Origin of the sequence: Aquimarina sp. EL_43 (assembly GCF_943422735.1) — a bacterium.
GTDB lineage: Bacteria > Bacteroidota > Bacteroidia > Flavobacteriales > Flavobacteriaceae > Aquimarina > Aquimarina megaterium.
The window spans coordinates 5,927,720-5,943,166 of record NZ_CALSBR010000001.1 but is presented as its reverse complement, the minus strand read 5'-3'; the positions used below and the strand labels follow the sequence as shown (position 1 = coordinate 5,943,166).

The following is a 15,447-nucleotide window of genomic DNA, read 5'->3' as shown; positions in this document are numbered from 1 at the left end:
TTTAGATGATTGTACTAGGTTTATGTGAGATCAATCATGGTTAACAGGTAACGAAGAATTTATTTAGAATACAATTAATTGTATTTTAATTTTTGTATTTACTTCTTTATATAGTATATGAGATTCTTTTGAATTGGTAGAAACTGTTTTAGTAAATTTTGAGCATAAGAAGAACAGATATATTCATATTGCTATAGGTGGGTAGTTACTTATTTCGGTTTAACAAAAAAAATCTGCACTCTATTTTCTTTACGCTTACAGGTTTTTGAAACTACTTATCGAAGGATTTTATTTTTTTTCAATAAAAAATCATAATAAAAATCAAAATTAGTACTGGTAAACAGTAAGATAAGTATCGACATACCTATTTAAGGGCACTTATAGACTGACAAAAATCATATTTACGAAACATAGTCTGAAATATTTTTGCGCTGCAAATCAATAAGAAAACCCCAAAAAATATGAAGATAAATTAATCTCTTATGATTTGTTTGAGAATTATAAACTAAATAACAGAACCATAAAGCCAATATAAATGAATAACGAAAGAAAAGCCCCCAAATCAATACTAATTTTATTTGTGATAGGATTAGTATATGCCAGTTCATTAAGCCTTCATGCACAATTAAACGATAAATACGGATCATTATCATTTAACAATGCTATAAATGTTTCGGGTAAACAACGTATGCTTACTCAAAAAATGTCTAAAGCGTATTTATACTTACTTAATAATGCTAATGATGCGAAGGTGAAGAGAGATTTACTGTCGAGTAAGATTATTTTTGAAGAACAAAACCGTGTTCTTTTACAAAATACCCAGTTTAAGGGAACTATTGAAAAATTAACCAAGGTTAATGAATTATGGAAAGAATTTAAAGTACTTATTGAAGCACAACCAAGTTATGAGAATGCAAAGAAAGTAATAGAAACAAATACAGATCTTCTTAAAGCTGCAGATGCAGTGGTGTCTTCTATTATTTTAGAATCTAAAAACTCTCTTCAAAGCATTAAGGATAATATAAGTGATTCTCATTTAATTGAAGATAGATTAGAGTTAGAAGGCATCATAAATATATCAGGAAGACAGCGAATGCTTTCTCAACGATTAGCATTTTATTATTATGCAAATCAAATGGAATTGAAAAATAAGAACTCTTATCAGATGCTTAATAATGCTTTTCATGAACTAGATGGAGCGATTAACAAATTTTTGATTTGCAAGTTTAATACTCCAGAAATTGATGAAAAAATAGGATTGACTTTTTCTCAATGGAACGTGATCAAAAAAAATAGAAATAAATTAAATAATCAAGAATTTACGGATGAAGAAATCTATAAAATGAGTAACGAGCTTACTCGATTATTTAATGACATGACATATTTGTACGAGAAAATAAAAATATGATAGAGCATCTAAAGTTATAAACGCAAAAGCCGGAAGAATAAACTTCCGGCTTTTGTATTACATAATAAAGGGTTTATTCATTTACAAGTACCCATTCTCCTTTTTCGATTAGTGGGATAGCTTGTTTGTATTTTACGGTTTTATTTTCTCCACTCATCACATGTTTGATAGTTACTCTATCATTACGTCCTATTTTTGGTTGTTCTCGCACGATAGTTTCAGTGACTTGAGGTTTACCTTGTGTTTGTCCCGCAGCTCTATTTTGTGCTGCACGTTCATCCATATTAGGGATTTCTTCTTTAGAAGTTTCTAACTTCTCTTTTCTTCGCACCTGGCGAGCTTCAGAAATATCCTGAGTATTACCAGTAGGTAATTCTCCTTTAAATAAGAATGAAATCACATCTTTATTTACCTCTTCGATCATAGCTTTAAACAACTCAAAAGCTTCAAACTTGTATATTAATAAAGGATCTTTTTGCTCATGAACAGCTAGCTGTACACTTTGCTTTAACTCATCCATTTTACGAAGATGTGTTTTCCAGGCATCATCAATAATGGCAAGTGTAATATTTTTCTCGAAATCGGTAATGAGTTGTTTTCCTTCAGACTCATATGCTTTTTGCAAATCGGTAGCAACATTAATACTTTTTACTCCATCTGTAAATGGTACTAAGATTCTTTCATACTTACTGGAAGGATCTTCATATACTTGTTTAATAACGGGGTAAGCGGCATCTGCATTACGTTTCATTTTATCTTGGTAATGCTCATATGCAATTTTATAAATTTCTCCCGAAATCTTTAAAGCATCCATTTTTTCGAATTCTTCTGCAGAAATCGGACTACTCATAGAGAAATATCGGATCAATTCGAATTCGAAATTTTTAAAGTCCTGGGCAGCTTTATTCCCTTCTGTGATTACTTCTACAGTATCATAGATCATATTGGCAATATCAACACGCAAACGCTCTCCAAACAAAGCATGATAACGACGTTTATATACAACTTCACGCTGTGCATTCATTACATCATCATATTCTAATAATCGTTTACGAACACCAAAGTTATTTTCTTCTACTTTTTTCTGAGCTCTTTCGATAGATTTAGAGATCATAGAATGTTGAATTACTTCACCTTCTTTTAATCCCATTCTATCCATCATTTTGGCAATACGCTCAGAACCAAATAAACGCATTAGGTTGTCTTCTAACGATACATAGAACTGAGAACTACCTGGATCTCCTTGTCGACCGGCACGACCACGCAACTGTCTGTCTACACGTCGAGAATCATGACGCTCTGTACCAACAATTGCAAGTCCACCTGCAGCCTTTACTTCATCAGATAATTTAATATCTGTACCACGACCAGCCATATTGGTCGCGATAGTTACTACACCTGCATTACCAGCTTCAGCAACAATATCGGCTTCTTTCTTATGAAGTTTCGCATTCAATACATTATGTGGGACTTTACGAATCGTAAGCATTCGCCCTAATAATTCCGAAATTTCTACAGAAGTAGTACCAATTAGTACAGGTCTTCCTGCACGAGATAGTTCGGTAACTTCTTCGATAACGGCATTGTATTTTTCGCGTTTGGTTTTGTATACCAAATCTTCTCTGTCATGTCTAGCTATAGGTCGGTTGGTCGGTATTTCTACTACGTCGAGTTTATAGATTTCCCAAAGCTCTCCTGCTTCTGTTACTGCAGTACCTGTCATACCAGATAATTTACCGTACATACGGAAATAGTTCTGAAGTGTCACAGTAGCAAAAGTCTGAGTTGCATCTTCAATCTTTACATTTTCTTTGGCTTCAATAGCTTGGTGCAGTCCATCACTGTATCGACGTCCGTCCATAATACGACCCGTCTGTTCATCTACAATTTTTACTTTATTATCCATCACCACATATTCTACATCCTTTTCGAATAAAGAATATGCTTTTAATAGTTGACGTAAGGTGTGAATGCGTTCACTTTTTACACTATATTCTCTAAAAAGATCTTCTTTCTTTTCTGCTTCTTCTTCTTTGGATAATTCTAAACCTTCAATTTTAGCTATTTCCATACCAATTTGTGGTAGTACGAAGAAATCCGGATCATCTTTTCCCGAAAGATAATCTACACCTTTATCAGTAAGATCTATCTGATTGTTTTTCTCTTCTATTACATAATACAGATCGGCATCAATTTTATGCATTTCTCTGTTATTATCTTGCATATAGAAGTTTTCTGTCTTTTGAAGTAACATTTTTACTCCTTCCTCACTTAAAAACTTAATTAAAGCTTTATTTTTAGGGATCCCTCGGTATACTTGTAGTAATTTAAAACCTCCTTCTTTGGCATCACCTTCTTTAATTAATTTTTTAGCTTCAGCTAAAACAGTAGTAAGATATTTTTGTTGTACCGAAACAATATCAGCAATTTTTGGCTTTAACTCATCAAATTCGTGGATATCTCCTTTTGGTATAGGTCCAGAAATAATTAGTGGTGTACGGGCATCATCAATTAATACAGAATCTACTTCATCTATAATTGCATAATTATGAGGGCGTTGTACCAGGTCTTCTGGAGCGTGAGACATATTATCACGTAGATAATCAAATCCAAATTCATTATTGGTTCCGTATGTGATATCTGCATTATAAGCTGCTCTACGTTCTGCAGAGTTAGGTCTGTGATTGTCAATACAGTCTACGGTAAGTCCATGAAACTGAAAAATAGGAGCCATCCACTCACTATCACGACGAGCAAGGTAATCATTTACTGTTACCAGGTGAACACCATTACCAGATAATGCATTAAGGTATACTGGGAGTGTTGCCACCAAGGTTTTACCTTCTCCTGTTTGCATTTCTGCTACTTTTCCTTCGTGTAGTGTAATACCTCCGACAAGTTGTACATCATAATGGATCATATCCCATTTTACTTCTTTACCAGCTGCATCCCAACTTGTTGCCCAAATAGCTTGTTCGCCATCAAGAGTAATATGATCTCTGGTACCAGAGAGTTCTCGATCGTAAGCAGAAGCCGTAACTTTTATTGATTCATTATTAGCAAAACGCTTTGCGGTTTCTTTTACTACGGCAAAAGCTTCAGGAAGAATCTCATCTAAAGCTTTTTCTGTAGCTTCATATGCTTCTTCTTTTAATTTGTCTATTTCACCATAGATATCTTCTTTTCTGTCGATATCTTCTGTGTTATTGGCTTCTTCGGTAAGCGTTTCTATTTCTGCATTGATCTTTGTACGTGCTTCGTTTATTCTATTTTTAAAATCAACAGTTTTAGCGCGTAATTCATCATGAGAAAGGCCTTCAATTGCCTTTTCTGCTTGTTTTATCAATTCGACCTTTGGTTGAATTTCTTTGATATCTTTTTTGGACTTATCTCCAACAAATACTTTTAATACAGAATCTAAAATTCCCATAATTTTATGGTTGTGTGTTTAATGAGATTTTAATTTCAAAACGAAACTAATTGGTTCCTTATCTACTTAAGGTAACATGCTAATCTGACTTCAATATCTGAAGTCTATCACTATCTCAGGACCTAAGTGGTCATATTATACAATACTTTTAAGCCGTAAATAGCCATAAAGTGGCATAATTTACGCAAAAAAAAAGCCTCTTGCGAGACTTTTAATACTATTTCATTTATTTAATATTCATCCTCATTCCAAAGATAATCTTCATCTGTAGGATAATCAGGCCATATTTCCTCTATAGAGTCATACGAATCTCCTTCATCTTCAATTGCTTGTAGATTTTCTACAACCTCCAGAGGTGCTCCAGTACGAATTGCATAATCTATTAACTCGTCTTTTGTAGCAGGCCAAGGTGCATCACTTAAATAAGATGCTAATTCTAAAGTCCAATACATATGTTTACTGGTTTAATTTTTTGCAAAAATAATTTTTTAGTTTAAAAAGTCAAGTAAAAAATTAATTATTTAAACAATAATTATAAGAACGTGATTTTTTAGGGAGTTTCCCTTACTAATTTTAACAGTTATTAAATTTTAAGAATTCTTTTTAGGAATCCACTCAATTTCTTCTGCTTTAAGATCGTGGGACAACTTTCGTGCCAGTACAAAAAGATAGTCAGATAGTCGGTTTAAGTAATGCAGTGTTGTTTCTTCAAAAGGGTTTATTTCATAGAGTGCCGTTGCTAAACGCTCTGCTCTTCGGCATACACAACGAGCAATGTGACAGAATGACACAGTTTGATGCCCTCCCGGTAATACAAAATGTGTCATTGGCGGTAAAGATTCGTTCATTCTGTCGATTTCTTTTTCTAATAGCTCAATATCTTCTGTAGAAATAGTAGGTATGTTTAGTCTTTTTTGCCCGCTTTTTAGTATAGCTTTTTCAGGGTCAGTTGCTAAAACAGCTCCAACAGTAAAAAGTTTATCCTGTATATTAATTAATATTTTCTTACTTAGTTCATCAATTTTTTGATCTCTGATAAGTCCAATATGTGAATTAAGCTCGTCAACAGTACCATAACTGTCGATACGAATATGATGTTTAGGTACTCTGGTTCCACCAAAAAGGGCAGTGGTTCCTTTATCACCGGTTTTAGTATATATTTTCATTGAATTGCATGTTTGTTTAATAGATGATAGCTACTTAACTAATAAAAGTACATCCTTAGTATAGTTTTGATTACACCATTTGTGTTTAGCATGTATTTTATCCGGAATTTCGTAATTGTGTGTTTTTTGGTCTAGAAAACCAAACTTATTATAAAAATGCTGAAGATGTTCAAAAGGAAGGCACCATATCTTTTTATGTTGTTCATGATTTTTTAATAAATGCAAGATGATCTTCTCTGCAATTCCCATACCTCGAAATTGATCCAATACATACATTCCTCCTAATTCTAAGTTGTTTTGATCAATATTAACAACTCTTCCCAGTCCACATTTTACACCTTCAACCTCTGCTAAAACAATATATTCGGTAGAATAATCTGATACTACAAAATCTATGTTTTGATAAGTGTTATTTACCCATTCTATATCTTTTGGTGTAGCTTTTCTAACAAATGTTTGTTTCATTTTATAGAATATAGTTATTTTCTCTTTTTCTTTTTTTGATAGTTCTGTCTAAAATTACGTTTTTCACGATCATACAGTTTATTTTTATTTCGTTTGGTGTTCCAGGATACTGCTACGAATAAAATAGCAATAACTATAATCATTAAAATTAACTGTGTTTCTTCAGAAAGAGTATCTAACATTACTTTTACTTTTGGAGTAAAAGTAACAAAAAGGCCTTAATTGTATAGTTAAGATTATCATAGTTTATACCTCAAAATTAAATTTATATCAAGTTTTCTTACGCACTGCGAACTTTCATTTTTTCCTCTGTTAATGTCTTTTATAATTAGCTGGTGCGGTTATAGGGATAAAAAATGTCATTATGATATAAAAACATAATTTTTTGTTTAAAGAATGGAACTCTGGGCGGAGTTGATCATTAAAAATGCTAAATTTGTTGCGCTATGGAATTTTCTTCAAAATTATTAGAGAATGCAGTTTATGAAATGTCTCAATTACCAGGGATAGGAAAACGTACTGCACTTCGATTAGTATTACATTTACTTAGGCAGCCAGAAACCCAGACCCAACACTTAACCAAAGCTTTGGGAGTATTGCGAGAGGATATTAAATTTTGCACTACATGTCATAGTATCAGTGATACAAATATTTGCGATATCTGTAGTAACCCAAGTAGAAATCGTGAAATTATCTGTGTAGTAGAAGATATACGAGATGTAATGGCTATAGAGAGTACGGGTCAATTTAGAGGATTGTATCACGTTTTGGGAGGTAAGATAAGTCCATTAGATGGTATTGGTCCACAAGAATTAAATATTAGTTCTTTGATCGAGAAAGTTAAATCTGGAGAAATACAAGAATTGATATTTGCATTAAGTGCAACCATGGAAGGGGATACTACTAATTTCTATATGTATAAACAGTTAGAAGGAATAGATATAAAAACCTCTACCATTGCCAGGGGAATTGGTGTTAATGATGAGTTAGAATATGCAGATGAAGTTACTTTGGGAAGAAGTATACTTAATCGAATTCCTTTTGAGAATGCATTAAAGAGTCCTTGATTTGCATATATTTAGAAGTATCTGTAAACTTGAAGATATAGATGTTAAGTAAATTTTAATACGAAAAAAATAATTTTTAAGCCGAATTTTAATTAAATTCGCAAAAAACATAACTTATAAACACTTTTGATTAAGAATATGGCAAAATTTGAGCTGAAACTTCCAAAAATGGGTGAGAGTGTTGCAGAGGCAACAATAACAACTTGGTTAAAAGAAGTTGGGGATACTATTGAATTAGATGATGCAGTTGTTGAAATAGCAACTGATAAAGTAGATAGTGAGGTGCCTAGTGAGGTAGAAGGTGTACTGGTAGAAAAACTTTTTGATGTTGATGATGTAGTACAGGTAGGCCAGGTTATAGCTGTAATAGAGACTGAAAGTGAGGGAGCTATAGAATCAACTCCGCAAGAAACTACTGCCAAAGTAGAGGAAACTCCAAAAGAAGCAGAAGTATTAGAAACACAAATCGCAGAAACAGTAGTGGCAGGAAATGCAACCGATTTTTCTGGGAGTAGTAAGTTTTATTCTCCGTTAGTAAAGAATATTGCTGCGACAGAAAATGTTTCCATAAATGAACTTGAAGCTATTTCGGGAACAGGTAAGGATGGTCGTGTTACCAAAAATGATATTTTACAATTTGTAGATGATCGCAAAAACGGAAAAATAAAAACGCAGCCTGTAAAAGAAGAAATAAAGGCAAAACCAGAAGCAACTCCAGCTAAAAAGAAAGAAGTAGCTAAAGCAGCACCGGTCGTAGCATCAGGAGAAGACGAGATTATAGAAATGACCAGAATGGGCAAACTTATTGCACATCATATGGTCGAATCTGTACAGACTTCTGCTCATGTACAGTCATTTATAGAAGCCGATGTAACCAATATCTGGAATTGGAGAAAGAAAGTAAAAGGAGATTTCATGAAGAGAGAAGGGGAGAACCTTACGTTTACTCCTATTTTTATGGAAGCAGTTGCTAAAGCATTAAAAGATTTCCCGATGATGAATATCTCTATCTCTGGAGATACAATTATCAAAAAGAAAAATATAAATCTGGGTATGGCAGCAGCTTTACCAGATGGTAATTTAATTGTACCTGTGATTAAGAACGCAGATCAATTAAATTTGGTAGGAATGACCAAAGCGGTTAATGATCTTGCAAATAGAGCACGTAATAACGCTTTAAAACCAGATGATATACAAGGCGGTACGTATACAGTAACTAATGTGGGTACATTCGGAAGCATTATGGGGACACCAATTATTAATCAACCACAGGTAGGTATTTTGGCTTTGGGAGCGATTAGAAAGGTTCCTGCTGTAATAGAAACACCAGAAGGGGACTTTATCGGTATTCGATATAAAATGTTCTTATCACACTCTTATGATCACAGAGTTGTTAACGGAGCGCTAGGAGGGCAGTTTGTACAACGTATAAAAGACTATCTGGAAGCCTGGGATGTGAATAGAGAGTTTTAAGAAACATTATTCTAAAATAAATACAAACCACGATAATAGTTATCGTGGTTTTTTTATATAAGTAATTTTATTTTTTGAGATTTTCTTATACTTACTTTTTTTGTGTACTATATAATTTGTAATAATACCAGGCAGCTAGGCCACCAATAAAAGAAAATAAAGCTAACATCCAGAATACATGTTGGTGTCCTTCGGGTCCTGGTGAATTTTCTAGAAGATATCCCATTGCGGGCCCTGCAAATATATCAGGAGTATAGCCTATAAGAGAAATAATCCCAACAGCAGTTCCTGTAAGAACCAATGGGATTTTTCCTCGCTGCATTACTGCAAAGTATAAAGAACGAGCTGCATACACTCCTGTTGCTACTACTAAAATTGATATAAAAAATAAAATTGTTGCAGAATCTGAAATTATACCAGAGGCAAACAATAATGCTCCGAAGAATGAAACTATAAAACTAATAAGTAGCCAAAAGGTGGTTTGTGAACGGTCGGCTAATATTCCGATTAAAACTCCAATAATGGGTCGGATAAATAACAAAAATGTACCCACTTGAGCCGATTGCACTTGATCATATAGCATAACATCTTTAGCATATAATGAAAATACATCGGTAATTTTGTAGCCTACATAAGCGCATAGAATAATAATCATGAGCAACCAAACAGAAGGTAAGCGCAATACTTCTTGAACTTGAGATATTGTGATTTTCTCTACTGTAATTTGTTTTTCTAATTCATGACCCATTTTCATAAATAACCAAACTAATACTCCTACAATACTAACAAGCCCAGAGGATACTAAGATTACATATTTAAAAGCAGCTTTGCTTTCGGCAGTAGTCACTTCAGAGATTTCTGAAGTAATAAATAGCGAAAAAATAAATACTCCCAAGACTCCAAATAAAGCACCAACTAATCCTCGGCCGCCATCTAAAAACCCAAACGCTTTACCTTGAGAAGTGTTGCCGCCCCAAACGCGAGTAGCTTTAATCATGGGAGCCCAGAATAAAAATATAGTAGTGAACCCCCAATAACCATAAAGTGCTTTTAATACTGTATAATTGGGGAAACTGGCATATATTAATCCTCCCAAAGCGGTCATCCATAGTGCTGTTGCTATTAATTTTCTTGGAGGAAACTTATCCGCTAAGGCGCCTCCAAAAAGATAGGATATTAGAGCTACAATTCCATAAATAGAGAAACATATACCTAACTGAATATTATCTAAATTAAATACCTCAAGTACTGTTGGTCTAAATACTCGTGAAAGAACAAATGGAAGGATAAAAACGGATTCTCCTGCTAAAATGACCAGTAAGAGAAAATACCATGGTGGTTTTGTATGATTCATAAAGTATAGAAGTGGATTAGACTTTTTAAGTCTAAATATATAGATTTCTATGTGAAATACGTTTTCAAAGTATATGACAAAAAATAATTGTTCCCGATTCAAAATTATATTATCAGGTTACTATTAGACCTCACAGATTTCTAAAACCTGTGAGGTCTAATAAAGAAATCACTTCGGTATATGAAATCAAAACTTTTAGGAAGTATAACTCAAATACTATCCTTCTTTTTTAAACTTTTACTGTGTTTTACATCTATAGTTTCTAATTCTTCATTTACAACCAGATTATATGTATAGTGAGATTCAACATCTGTTAATGGGATAAGGATTAATATTTGTACTTTACTTTTGGCAGGGATATTTTTAATAATAGGTCGTTGGGCACTCTTGCGATATCCAGTCGGATTTACTTTTAAAAATACACTCTTATCTGTATCCGTGTCATTTTGGATGTATATGATTGTTCTTTTTTTCTGCTTATCTTCTACTAAGCGAACAGGTTTTTCCTGAGCATAGGAAGTACAACTGATTGAAAAAAATAAAATGGATAGTGGTATAAAATTCCTTTTTAAAGATGCAAACATTTCCCTTTTTTCCTTTAAATATACGAGTTTTAACCTCTAAACAGGAAAAACCTATCCTTCATGTTTTCGATTTCAGCATTTTTATTAGTTACAATATAATCAATTGCTTCTGCTGTAAAGTTTTTCCCTTTTTTAGTTAAAGAAACAATATCATTATTAATCGTAATCATATTGTTTTTAAGTGCCAGATTCAAAACAGATTTTGATTGTACCTTCTGCCAATTAATATGTTCATTTAAATGTTTTACATGCCGTTCTTCCTCTTCTTGGTGGTTTCCCAAGTGTAGAAGAAAGGTGAGTAAGGAAACCTCGATACGTTGTTGTTTTTGTCTATACAACACAGAAAACAAGCCTTTGTTGGGAGCAAATAGGTATACGAATAAGAAAACTAATCCTAATACTGTAGTCATTGATCCAGAAATAGATGTGTCTAACGCATGTGCTACCCAATATCCTATAATGGCGCTACTTACTCCAAATATAACAGATAACAGAAGCATTTTTTTTAAGTCATTTGTTAGTAAATAAGCAGTAGCTGCAGGAGCAATCATTAATGCAATGACTAAAATAGCACCAACTGCATCAAAAGCACCTACCGTAGTGATTGATGAAACCGTCATTAGTCCATAATGCATAACTACAGGGGATAACCCAAGAGCAGAAGCTAAACCTGCATCGAATGTGCTTACTTTTAGTTCCTTAAAAAATGCAAATAATAGCCCTAATGTGATCAGTAATATAGTGCCTATAATCCATAAAGATTTAGGGCCTACATCTGTACCTCCTATAAGTAATCGATCAAAGGGGGCAAAGGCAAGTTCTCCTAATAATACGGCATCAACATCTAGGTGTACATCATTTGCATTTTGTGCAATAAGTATGATACCAATACTAAAAAGGGCAGGAAAAACGAGACCTATAGCGGTATCTTCTTTTACTAAGCCTGTCTTTTGGATAAACTCTACCAATACTACAGTAACGACACCACTTGCAGCAGCAAGAATGATCAATAAAGGAGACGATAAGTCATGAGTAATAAAAAAACCGATTACAATACCTGGCAGGATAGAATGACTGATTGCATCAGTGATTAATGCCATTTTTCGTAATACTAAAAAAGTTCCTGGGATAGCACAAGCTATTGCTACCAGGCTGGCAATTAGTTGTATTTCTATCTGTGCGTTACTCATTCTCTTCTTTTGTTAATTGATCATATAAATTGGAAGCAGTTTTATATCCAGACTCGGTTAGAGACCACATACTGCCCTCAATTTTCACATAATCTTTATCTTCTAGTTTTTGAAGTGACTTTCTGGTGAACCCCTGAAAGTTATTCAGAATTTTAATTGCATGTGGATGTGCAATGTTTTCGTGTGTACTAGCAATATTATACATAAAAGATAATGTTTTATGCAATTGAAGGTCATTTCTGTTTTTTCTAAACCGTATTTCTCTAAATAATAGCCCTCGACCGGGAGAAAAAATAAAAGAAAATAGTACAAAAACACCAGCAACCAGTACAATTACAGGTCCTGTAGATAAGTTATTATGACTGGCACTGATAGCGGTCCCGAAAACTCCGGAGAATGCGCCAAAAATCGCTGCCAGAATAACCATTACAGCTAAATTGTTTGTCCATTGTCTAGCCGCAGCAGCGGGAGCTAATAACATAGCGCTCATTAATACTACGCCTACGGTTTGTAGCCCTAATACGATTGCAATTACAATAAATGTGGTGATAAGAATATCTAAGAATTTGGTGTTAAACCCTAACGTCTTAGTGTAATCAGCATCGAATAATAATAGTTTGAGTTCTTTCCAGAATAATAATAAAACTACCAAGCTGATTCCTGTAACAGTGATCATAAGCCATACATCACTTTCTAAAAGTGTGGCTGCCTGTCCAAAAAGGTAGCTTTCTAAACCGGCCTGATTAGCGTTGGGCATTTTCTGGATATAGGTTAGTAATAACATTCCGAACCCAAAGAATAATGATAAAATAAGACCTAAAGCTGTATCAGATTTCAGGTGTGTTTTACTAGTGATACCACGAATCCAAAAAGTACCAATTAAACCACTAATTAATGCTCCTAATAGAAATGCAGAGCTATTTTTTGTGCCAATAATTAGAAAAGCGATGGCAATGCCTGGCAATGCGGCATGAGAAATTGCATCTCCTAATAAACTTTGTTTACGCAATACTGCAAAACTACCTAACATGCCACAGATGGCGCCAAGTACTGCTGTACCTAATGTAATAGTACGTAAGGTGTAATCTGTAAAGACAAGTTCTATGTATTCTTTTATATCCATAGTTCTTACTGTTGTATACTAACCTTGTAATTAATTCCGTAGGTTTTGGTTAAATTGTCATCATTAAAAATGTCTTTTACCGGTCCGGTAGCGATCTTTTTTACATTAAGGAAAGTAACCCAATCAAAGTATTCTGGTACAGTTTGCAAATCATGATGTACGACAATTACTGTTTTACCAGCTTTCCTAAGTTCTTTTAAGATATTAATAATTGCCTTTTCTGTAGTGGCATCGACTCCTTGAAAAGGTTCGTCCATAAAATAGATAGATGCATTTTGAACTAAAGCTCTTGCCAAAAAAATACGTTGTTGCTGTCCTCCCGAAAGCTGACTTATCTGTCTGCTTTTAAAAGAAAGCATACCTACTTTTTCTAATGCTTCAAGAGCAGCTTTTTTTTGTTTTTGCCCAGGTCTTTTGATCCATCCCAAACTCCCATAAGTTCCCATCATTACTACATCTAGTGCAGTGGTCGGGAAATCCCAGTCTACACTCCCTTTTTGAGGAACATAAGCTACCAGTGAGCGTTGTTTCTTGTAAGGTTTCCCATAAATTTGAGTGCTTCCTGCAATGGGTTTAATGATATCTAAAATCGATTTTATCAAAGTAGATTTTCCTGCTCCGTTTGGCCCTACAATAGCCATAAGTACACCTTCTGGTATAGCAAGATCAATATCCCATAGTACAGGTTTGTAATTGTAAGCTACAGTTAAATCATCTATTTGAACTGCGATTTTTTGTTCTTTCATGTAAACAATTTTTATTCAATATAATCACTACAAATTATTTGTTTACTATTACTTCAACGCATTTATAATTGTATTGACATTATATTCAAACATCCCAATATAGGTACCTTCTTTTGTTTCTGCATTACCTAGCGCATCAGAAAACAATGTTCCGCCAATGGCTACTTCATGATTCTTTGATTTTACTGCAGCTTGTAAGGCTTCAATAGTTCGTTTAGGTACAGAGCTTTCTACAAAAATAGCTTTTACTTTCTTCTCAATAATAAAGTTAGCTAATTTTTGAACATCCTGTACTCCAGCTTCTGTAGCAGTAGATAACCCCTGTAAACCAACTACATCAAAATCATATGCTTTTCCAAAATAACTAAAAGCATCGTGTGCTGTAACGAGAATTCGCTTTTCTTTTGGTAAGGTTGCTATGGTGTTTTTTAATTTGTTTTCTAATTCATCAAGCTTAGTTAAGTATGTTTTTCCGTTGGCTTTAAAAACTTCAGCATTTTTTGGATCTATCTCTGTGAGTTTGTGGGTAACGAACGTCGTTATGATTTTCCAGTTTTTTACACTAAACCATATATGGGGGTCGTAATTAGAAGCAAAATAATCAGAACCGATTAATGTATTTTTATCTAAACTTTCTCCTATAGCTATGGTATTAATATCCTGATGTTTCATTTTTTCAAATACTTCTACCAGTTTTCCTTCCAGGTGTAAACCGTTATAAAAAATTACATCGGCATTCACTAATTTAGATACATCTCCCTCGCTGGCTTTATATAAATGAGGATCGACACCACTTCCCATTAATCCTTCGACTTCAATTAGATCTCCACCTATATTTTTAACCATATCAGTGATCATAGAGGTGGTAGTGACCACTTGTAGTTTTTGATTTTTATCTTTTACTTCTTTTTTACAGGAGAAAAACGTGAAAACCAGAAGTAATAGCATTAATTTTTTATGAATCATTTTTAGAAAGTTTATTTAATATTTTGATAAGTTCTTTAGCACTTAAAAAAGACTGCTGTTGAAATATGATTTCGTATTTGTGATTTAGAATTGCCAATGTTGGATAGCCAATTTGGTTATTAACTGTAGCAAGTTCTCTGGCTAATTGATGTACTCCAGTTTTATTTCCGTTAGGTTGAAAACGAAAGGAGGTGTTTAGAAAATGTATGGTTTCACGACTTTCGCCATTTAGTGAAGCGAAATAGAAATTTTCGTTTAATTGTTGTATAATATCATTATTCTTAAAAGTTGTATTTTCCATATTCTTACAATACATGCACCAATCGGTATGAATAAATACGACCAGAGGTTTAGGGGCAGTAGTCATTTTGTTTTCTATGGACTCAAAAGAATCAATTTGTAACTGTGCTGTTACATTTTGATTTAGAAGGCATAATATAAAGAATGATATGATATAAAAAGCTTTCATTTTGTA

Annotated in this window: 15 protein-coding genes; 3 read left to right on the top strand and 12 right to left on the bottom strand. The window is 33.6% G+C overall.

What is annotated here, in order from left to right; all coding sequences use genetic code 11:
• Positions 1–535: 535 nt before the first annotated feature.
• Positions 536–1,408, top strand: coding sequence for a type IV pili methyl-accepting chemotaxis transducer N-terminal domain-containing protein (locus NNL09_RS25345; protein WP_196911244.1), 873 nt, complete (start codon positions 536–538; stop codon positions 1,406–1,408).
• Between the two features lie 73 nt (positions 1,409–1,481).
• Here the strand turns inward: NNL09_RS25345 and secA are convergent, their stop codons facing one another.
• The 5 genes from secA to NNL09_RS25320 form a co-directional block, all read right to left on the bottom strand.
• Positions 1,482–4,838 (bottom strand): preprotein translocase subunit SecA, encoded by a 3,357-nt coding sequence (gene secA / locus NNL09_RS25340; RefSeq protein ID WP_025667501.1) that lies wholly within the window; start codon positions 4,836–4,838, stop codon positions 1,482–1,484.
• Between the two features lie 230 nt (positions 4,839–5,068).
• A complete protein-coding gene (locus NNL09_RS25335) occupies positions 5,069–5,290 on the bottom strand; it encodes a DUF2795 domain-containing protein (protein WP_008272287.1) in 222 nt (73 codons plus the stop codon).
• A 138-nt stretch (positions 5,291–5,428) separates the two neighbouring features.
• Positions 5,429–6,004 (bottom strand): cob(I)yrinic acid a,c-diamide adenosyltransferase, encoded by a 576-nt coding sequence (locus NNL09_RS25330; RefSeq protein WP_025667502.1) that lies wholly within the window; start codon positions 6,002–6,004, stop codon positions 5,429–5,431.
• Positions 6,005–6,034: 30 nt separating this feature from the next.
• Complete coding sequence (locus NNL09_RS25325; RefSeq protein WP_196911243.1) at positions 6,035–6,469, bottom strand: GNAT family N-acetyltransferase; 435 nt, start codon at positions 6,467–6,469, stop codon at positions 6,035–6,037.
• A 14-nt stretch (positions 6,470–6,483) separates the two neighbouring features.
• On the bottom strand, positions 6,484–6,651 hold the full coding sequence (locus NNL09_RS25320) for a hypothetical protein (protein WP_160170143.1): 168 nt from the start codon (positions 6,649–6,651) through the stop codon (positions 6,484–6,486).
• Positions 6,652–6,915: 264 nt separating this feature from the next.
• Here NNL09_RS25320 and recR point away from each other — a divergent pair, with 264 nt between their 5' ends.
• Positions 6,916–7,536 carry a recombination mediator RecR gene (recR, locus tag NNL09_RS25315; protein WP_025667504.1) on the top strand — a complete coding sequence of 207 codons (621 nt, stop codon included), beginning with the start codon at positions 6,916–6,918 and terminating at the stop codon, positions 7,534–7,536.
• A gap of 138 nt (positions 7,537–7,674) precedes the next feature.
• Positions 7,675–9,009, top strand: coding sequence for a dihydrolipoamide acetyltransferase family protein (locus NNL09_RS25310; RefSeq protein ID WP_196911242.1), 1,335 nt, complete (start codon positions 7,675–7,677; stop codon positions 9,007–9,009).
• Between the two features lie 91 nt (positions 9,010–9,100).
• On the opposite strand, the gene NNL09_RS25305 is transcribed toward NNL09_RS25310, so the two are convergent.
• The 7 genes from NNL09_RS25305 to NNL09_RS25275 all read right to left on the bottom strand — a co-directional run bounded on the left by NNL09_RS25305 (position 9,101) and on the right by NNL09_RS25275 (position 15,441).
• A complete protein-coding gene (locus NNL09_RS25305; protein WP_025667506.1) occupies positions 9,101–10,363 on the bottom strand; it encodes a nitrate/nitrite transporter in 1,263 nt (420 codons plus the stop codon).
• 209 nt (positions 10,364–10,572) lie between these two features.
• Complete coding sequence (locus tag NNL09_RS25300; protein WP_196911241.1) at positions 10,573–10,947, bottom strand: hypothetical protein; 375 nt, start codon at positions 10,945–10,947, stop codon at positions 10,573–10,575.
• A gap of 29 nt (positions 10,948–10,976) precedes the next feature.
• On the bottom strand, positions 10,977–12,137 hold the full coding sequence (locus NNL09_RS25295; protein WP_196911240.1) for a metal ABC transporter permease: 1,161 nt from the start codon (positions 12,135–12,137) through the stop codon (positions 10,977–10,979).
• Entirely contained in the window at positions 12,130–13,260 is a 1,131-nt protein-coding gene (locus NNL09_RS25290) for a metal ABC transporter permease (protein ID WP_025667509.1), read from the bottom strand. Before NNL09_RS25290 ends, NNL09_RS25295 begins: the two co-directional genes overlap by 8 nt.
• A gap of 5 nt (positions 13,261–13,265) precedes the next feature.
• The gene (locus NNL09_RS25285; RefSeq protein WP_025667510.1) at positions 13,266–14,006 is read right to left on the bottom strand and encodes a metal ABC transporter ATP-binding protein; all 741 of its coding nucleotides are present in this window, start codon (positions 14,004–14,006) and stop codon (positions 13,266–13,268) included.
• Between the two features lie 48 nt (positions 14,007–14,054).
• Entirely contained in the window at positions 14,055–14,972 is a 918-nt protein-coding gene (locus NNL09_RS25280) for a metal ABC transporter solute-binding protein, Zn/Mn family (protein ID WP_152538387.1), read from the bottom strand.
• Positions 14,962–15,441 carry a thioredoxin family protein gene (locus NNL09_RS25275; RefSeq protein WP_025667512.1) on the bottom strand — a complete coding sequence of 160 codons (480 nt, stop codon included), beginning with the start codon at positions 15,439–15,441 and terminating at the stop codon, positions 14,962–14,964. Before NNL09_RS25275 ends, NNL09_RS25280 begins: the two co-directional genes overlap by 11 nt.
• Positions 15,442–15,447: the final 6 nt, after the last annotated feature.

What these genes read in the sequence shown, in the direction of transcription:
- NNL09_RS25280 (WP_152538387.1), bottom strand. Translation starts at nt 14,972, where the DNA reads ATGATTCATAAAAAATTAATGCTATTACTTCTGGTTTTCACGTTTTTC.
- NNL09_RS25290 (WP_025667509.1), bottom strand. Translation starts at nt 13,260, where the DNA reads ATGGATATAAAAGAATACATAGAACTTGTCTTTACAGATTACACCTTA.
- NNL09_RS25310 (WP_196911242.1), top strand. Translation starts at nt 7,675, where the DNA reads ATGGCAAAATTTGAGCTGAAACTTCCAAAAATGGGTGAGAGTGTTGCA.
- NNL09_RS25275 (WP_025667512.1), bottom strand. Translation starts at nt 15,441, where the DNA reads ATGAAAGCTTTTTATATCATATCATTCTTTATATTATGCCTTCTAAAT.
- secA (WP_025667501.1), bottom strand. Translation starts at nt 4,838, where the DNA reads ATGGGAATTTTAGATTCTGTATTAAAAGTATTTGTTGGAGATAAGTCC.
- NNL09_RS25325 (WP_196911243.1), bottom strand. Translation starts at nt 6,469, where the DNA reads ATGAAACAAACATTTGTTAGAAAAGCTACACCAAAAGATATAGAATGG.
- NNL09_RS25295 (WP_196911240.1), bottom strand. Translation starts at nt 12,137, where the DNA reads ATGAGTAACGCACAGATAGAAATACAACTAATTGCCAGCCTGGTAGCA.
- NNL09_RS25335 (WP_008272287.1), bottom strand. Translation starts at nt 5,290, where the DNA reads ATGTATTGGACTTTAGAATTAGCATCTTATTTAAGTGATGCACCTTGG.
- recR (WP_025667504.1), top strand. Translation starts at nt 6,916, where the DNA reads ATGGAATTTTCTTCAAAATTATTAGAGAATGCAGTTTATGAAATGTCT.
- NNL09_RS25305 (WP_025667506.1), bottom strand. Translation starts at nt 10,363, where the DNA reads ATGAATCATACAAAACCACCATGGTATTTTCTCTTACTGGTCATTTTA.
- NNL09_RS25345 (WP_196911244.1), top strand. Translation starts at nt 536, where the DNA reads ATGAATAACGAAAGAAAAGCCCCCAAATCAATACTAATTTTATTTGTG.
- NNL09_RS25330 (WP_025667502.1), bottom strand. Translation starts at nt 6,004, where the DNA reads ATGAAAATATATACTAAAACCGGTGATAAAGGAACCACTGCCCTTTTT.
- NNL09_RS25320 (WP_160170143.1), bottom strand. Translation starts at nt 6,651, where the DNA reads ATGTTAGATACTCTTTCTGAAGAAACACAGTTAATTTTAATGATTATA.
- NNL09_RS25285 (WP_025667510.1), bottom strand. Translation starts at nt 14,006, where the DNA reads ATGAAAGAACAAAAAATCGCAGTTCAAATAGATGATTTAACTGTAGCT.
- NNL09_RS25300 (WP_196911241.1), bottom strand. Translation starts at nt 10,947, where the DNA reads ATGTTTGCATCTTTAAAAAGGAATTTTATACCACTATCCATTTTATTT.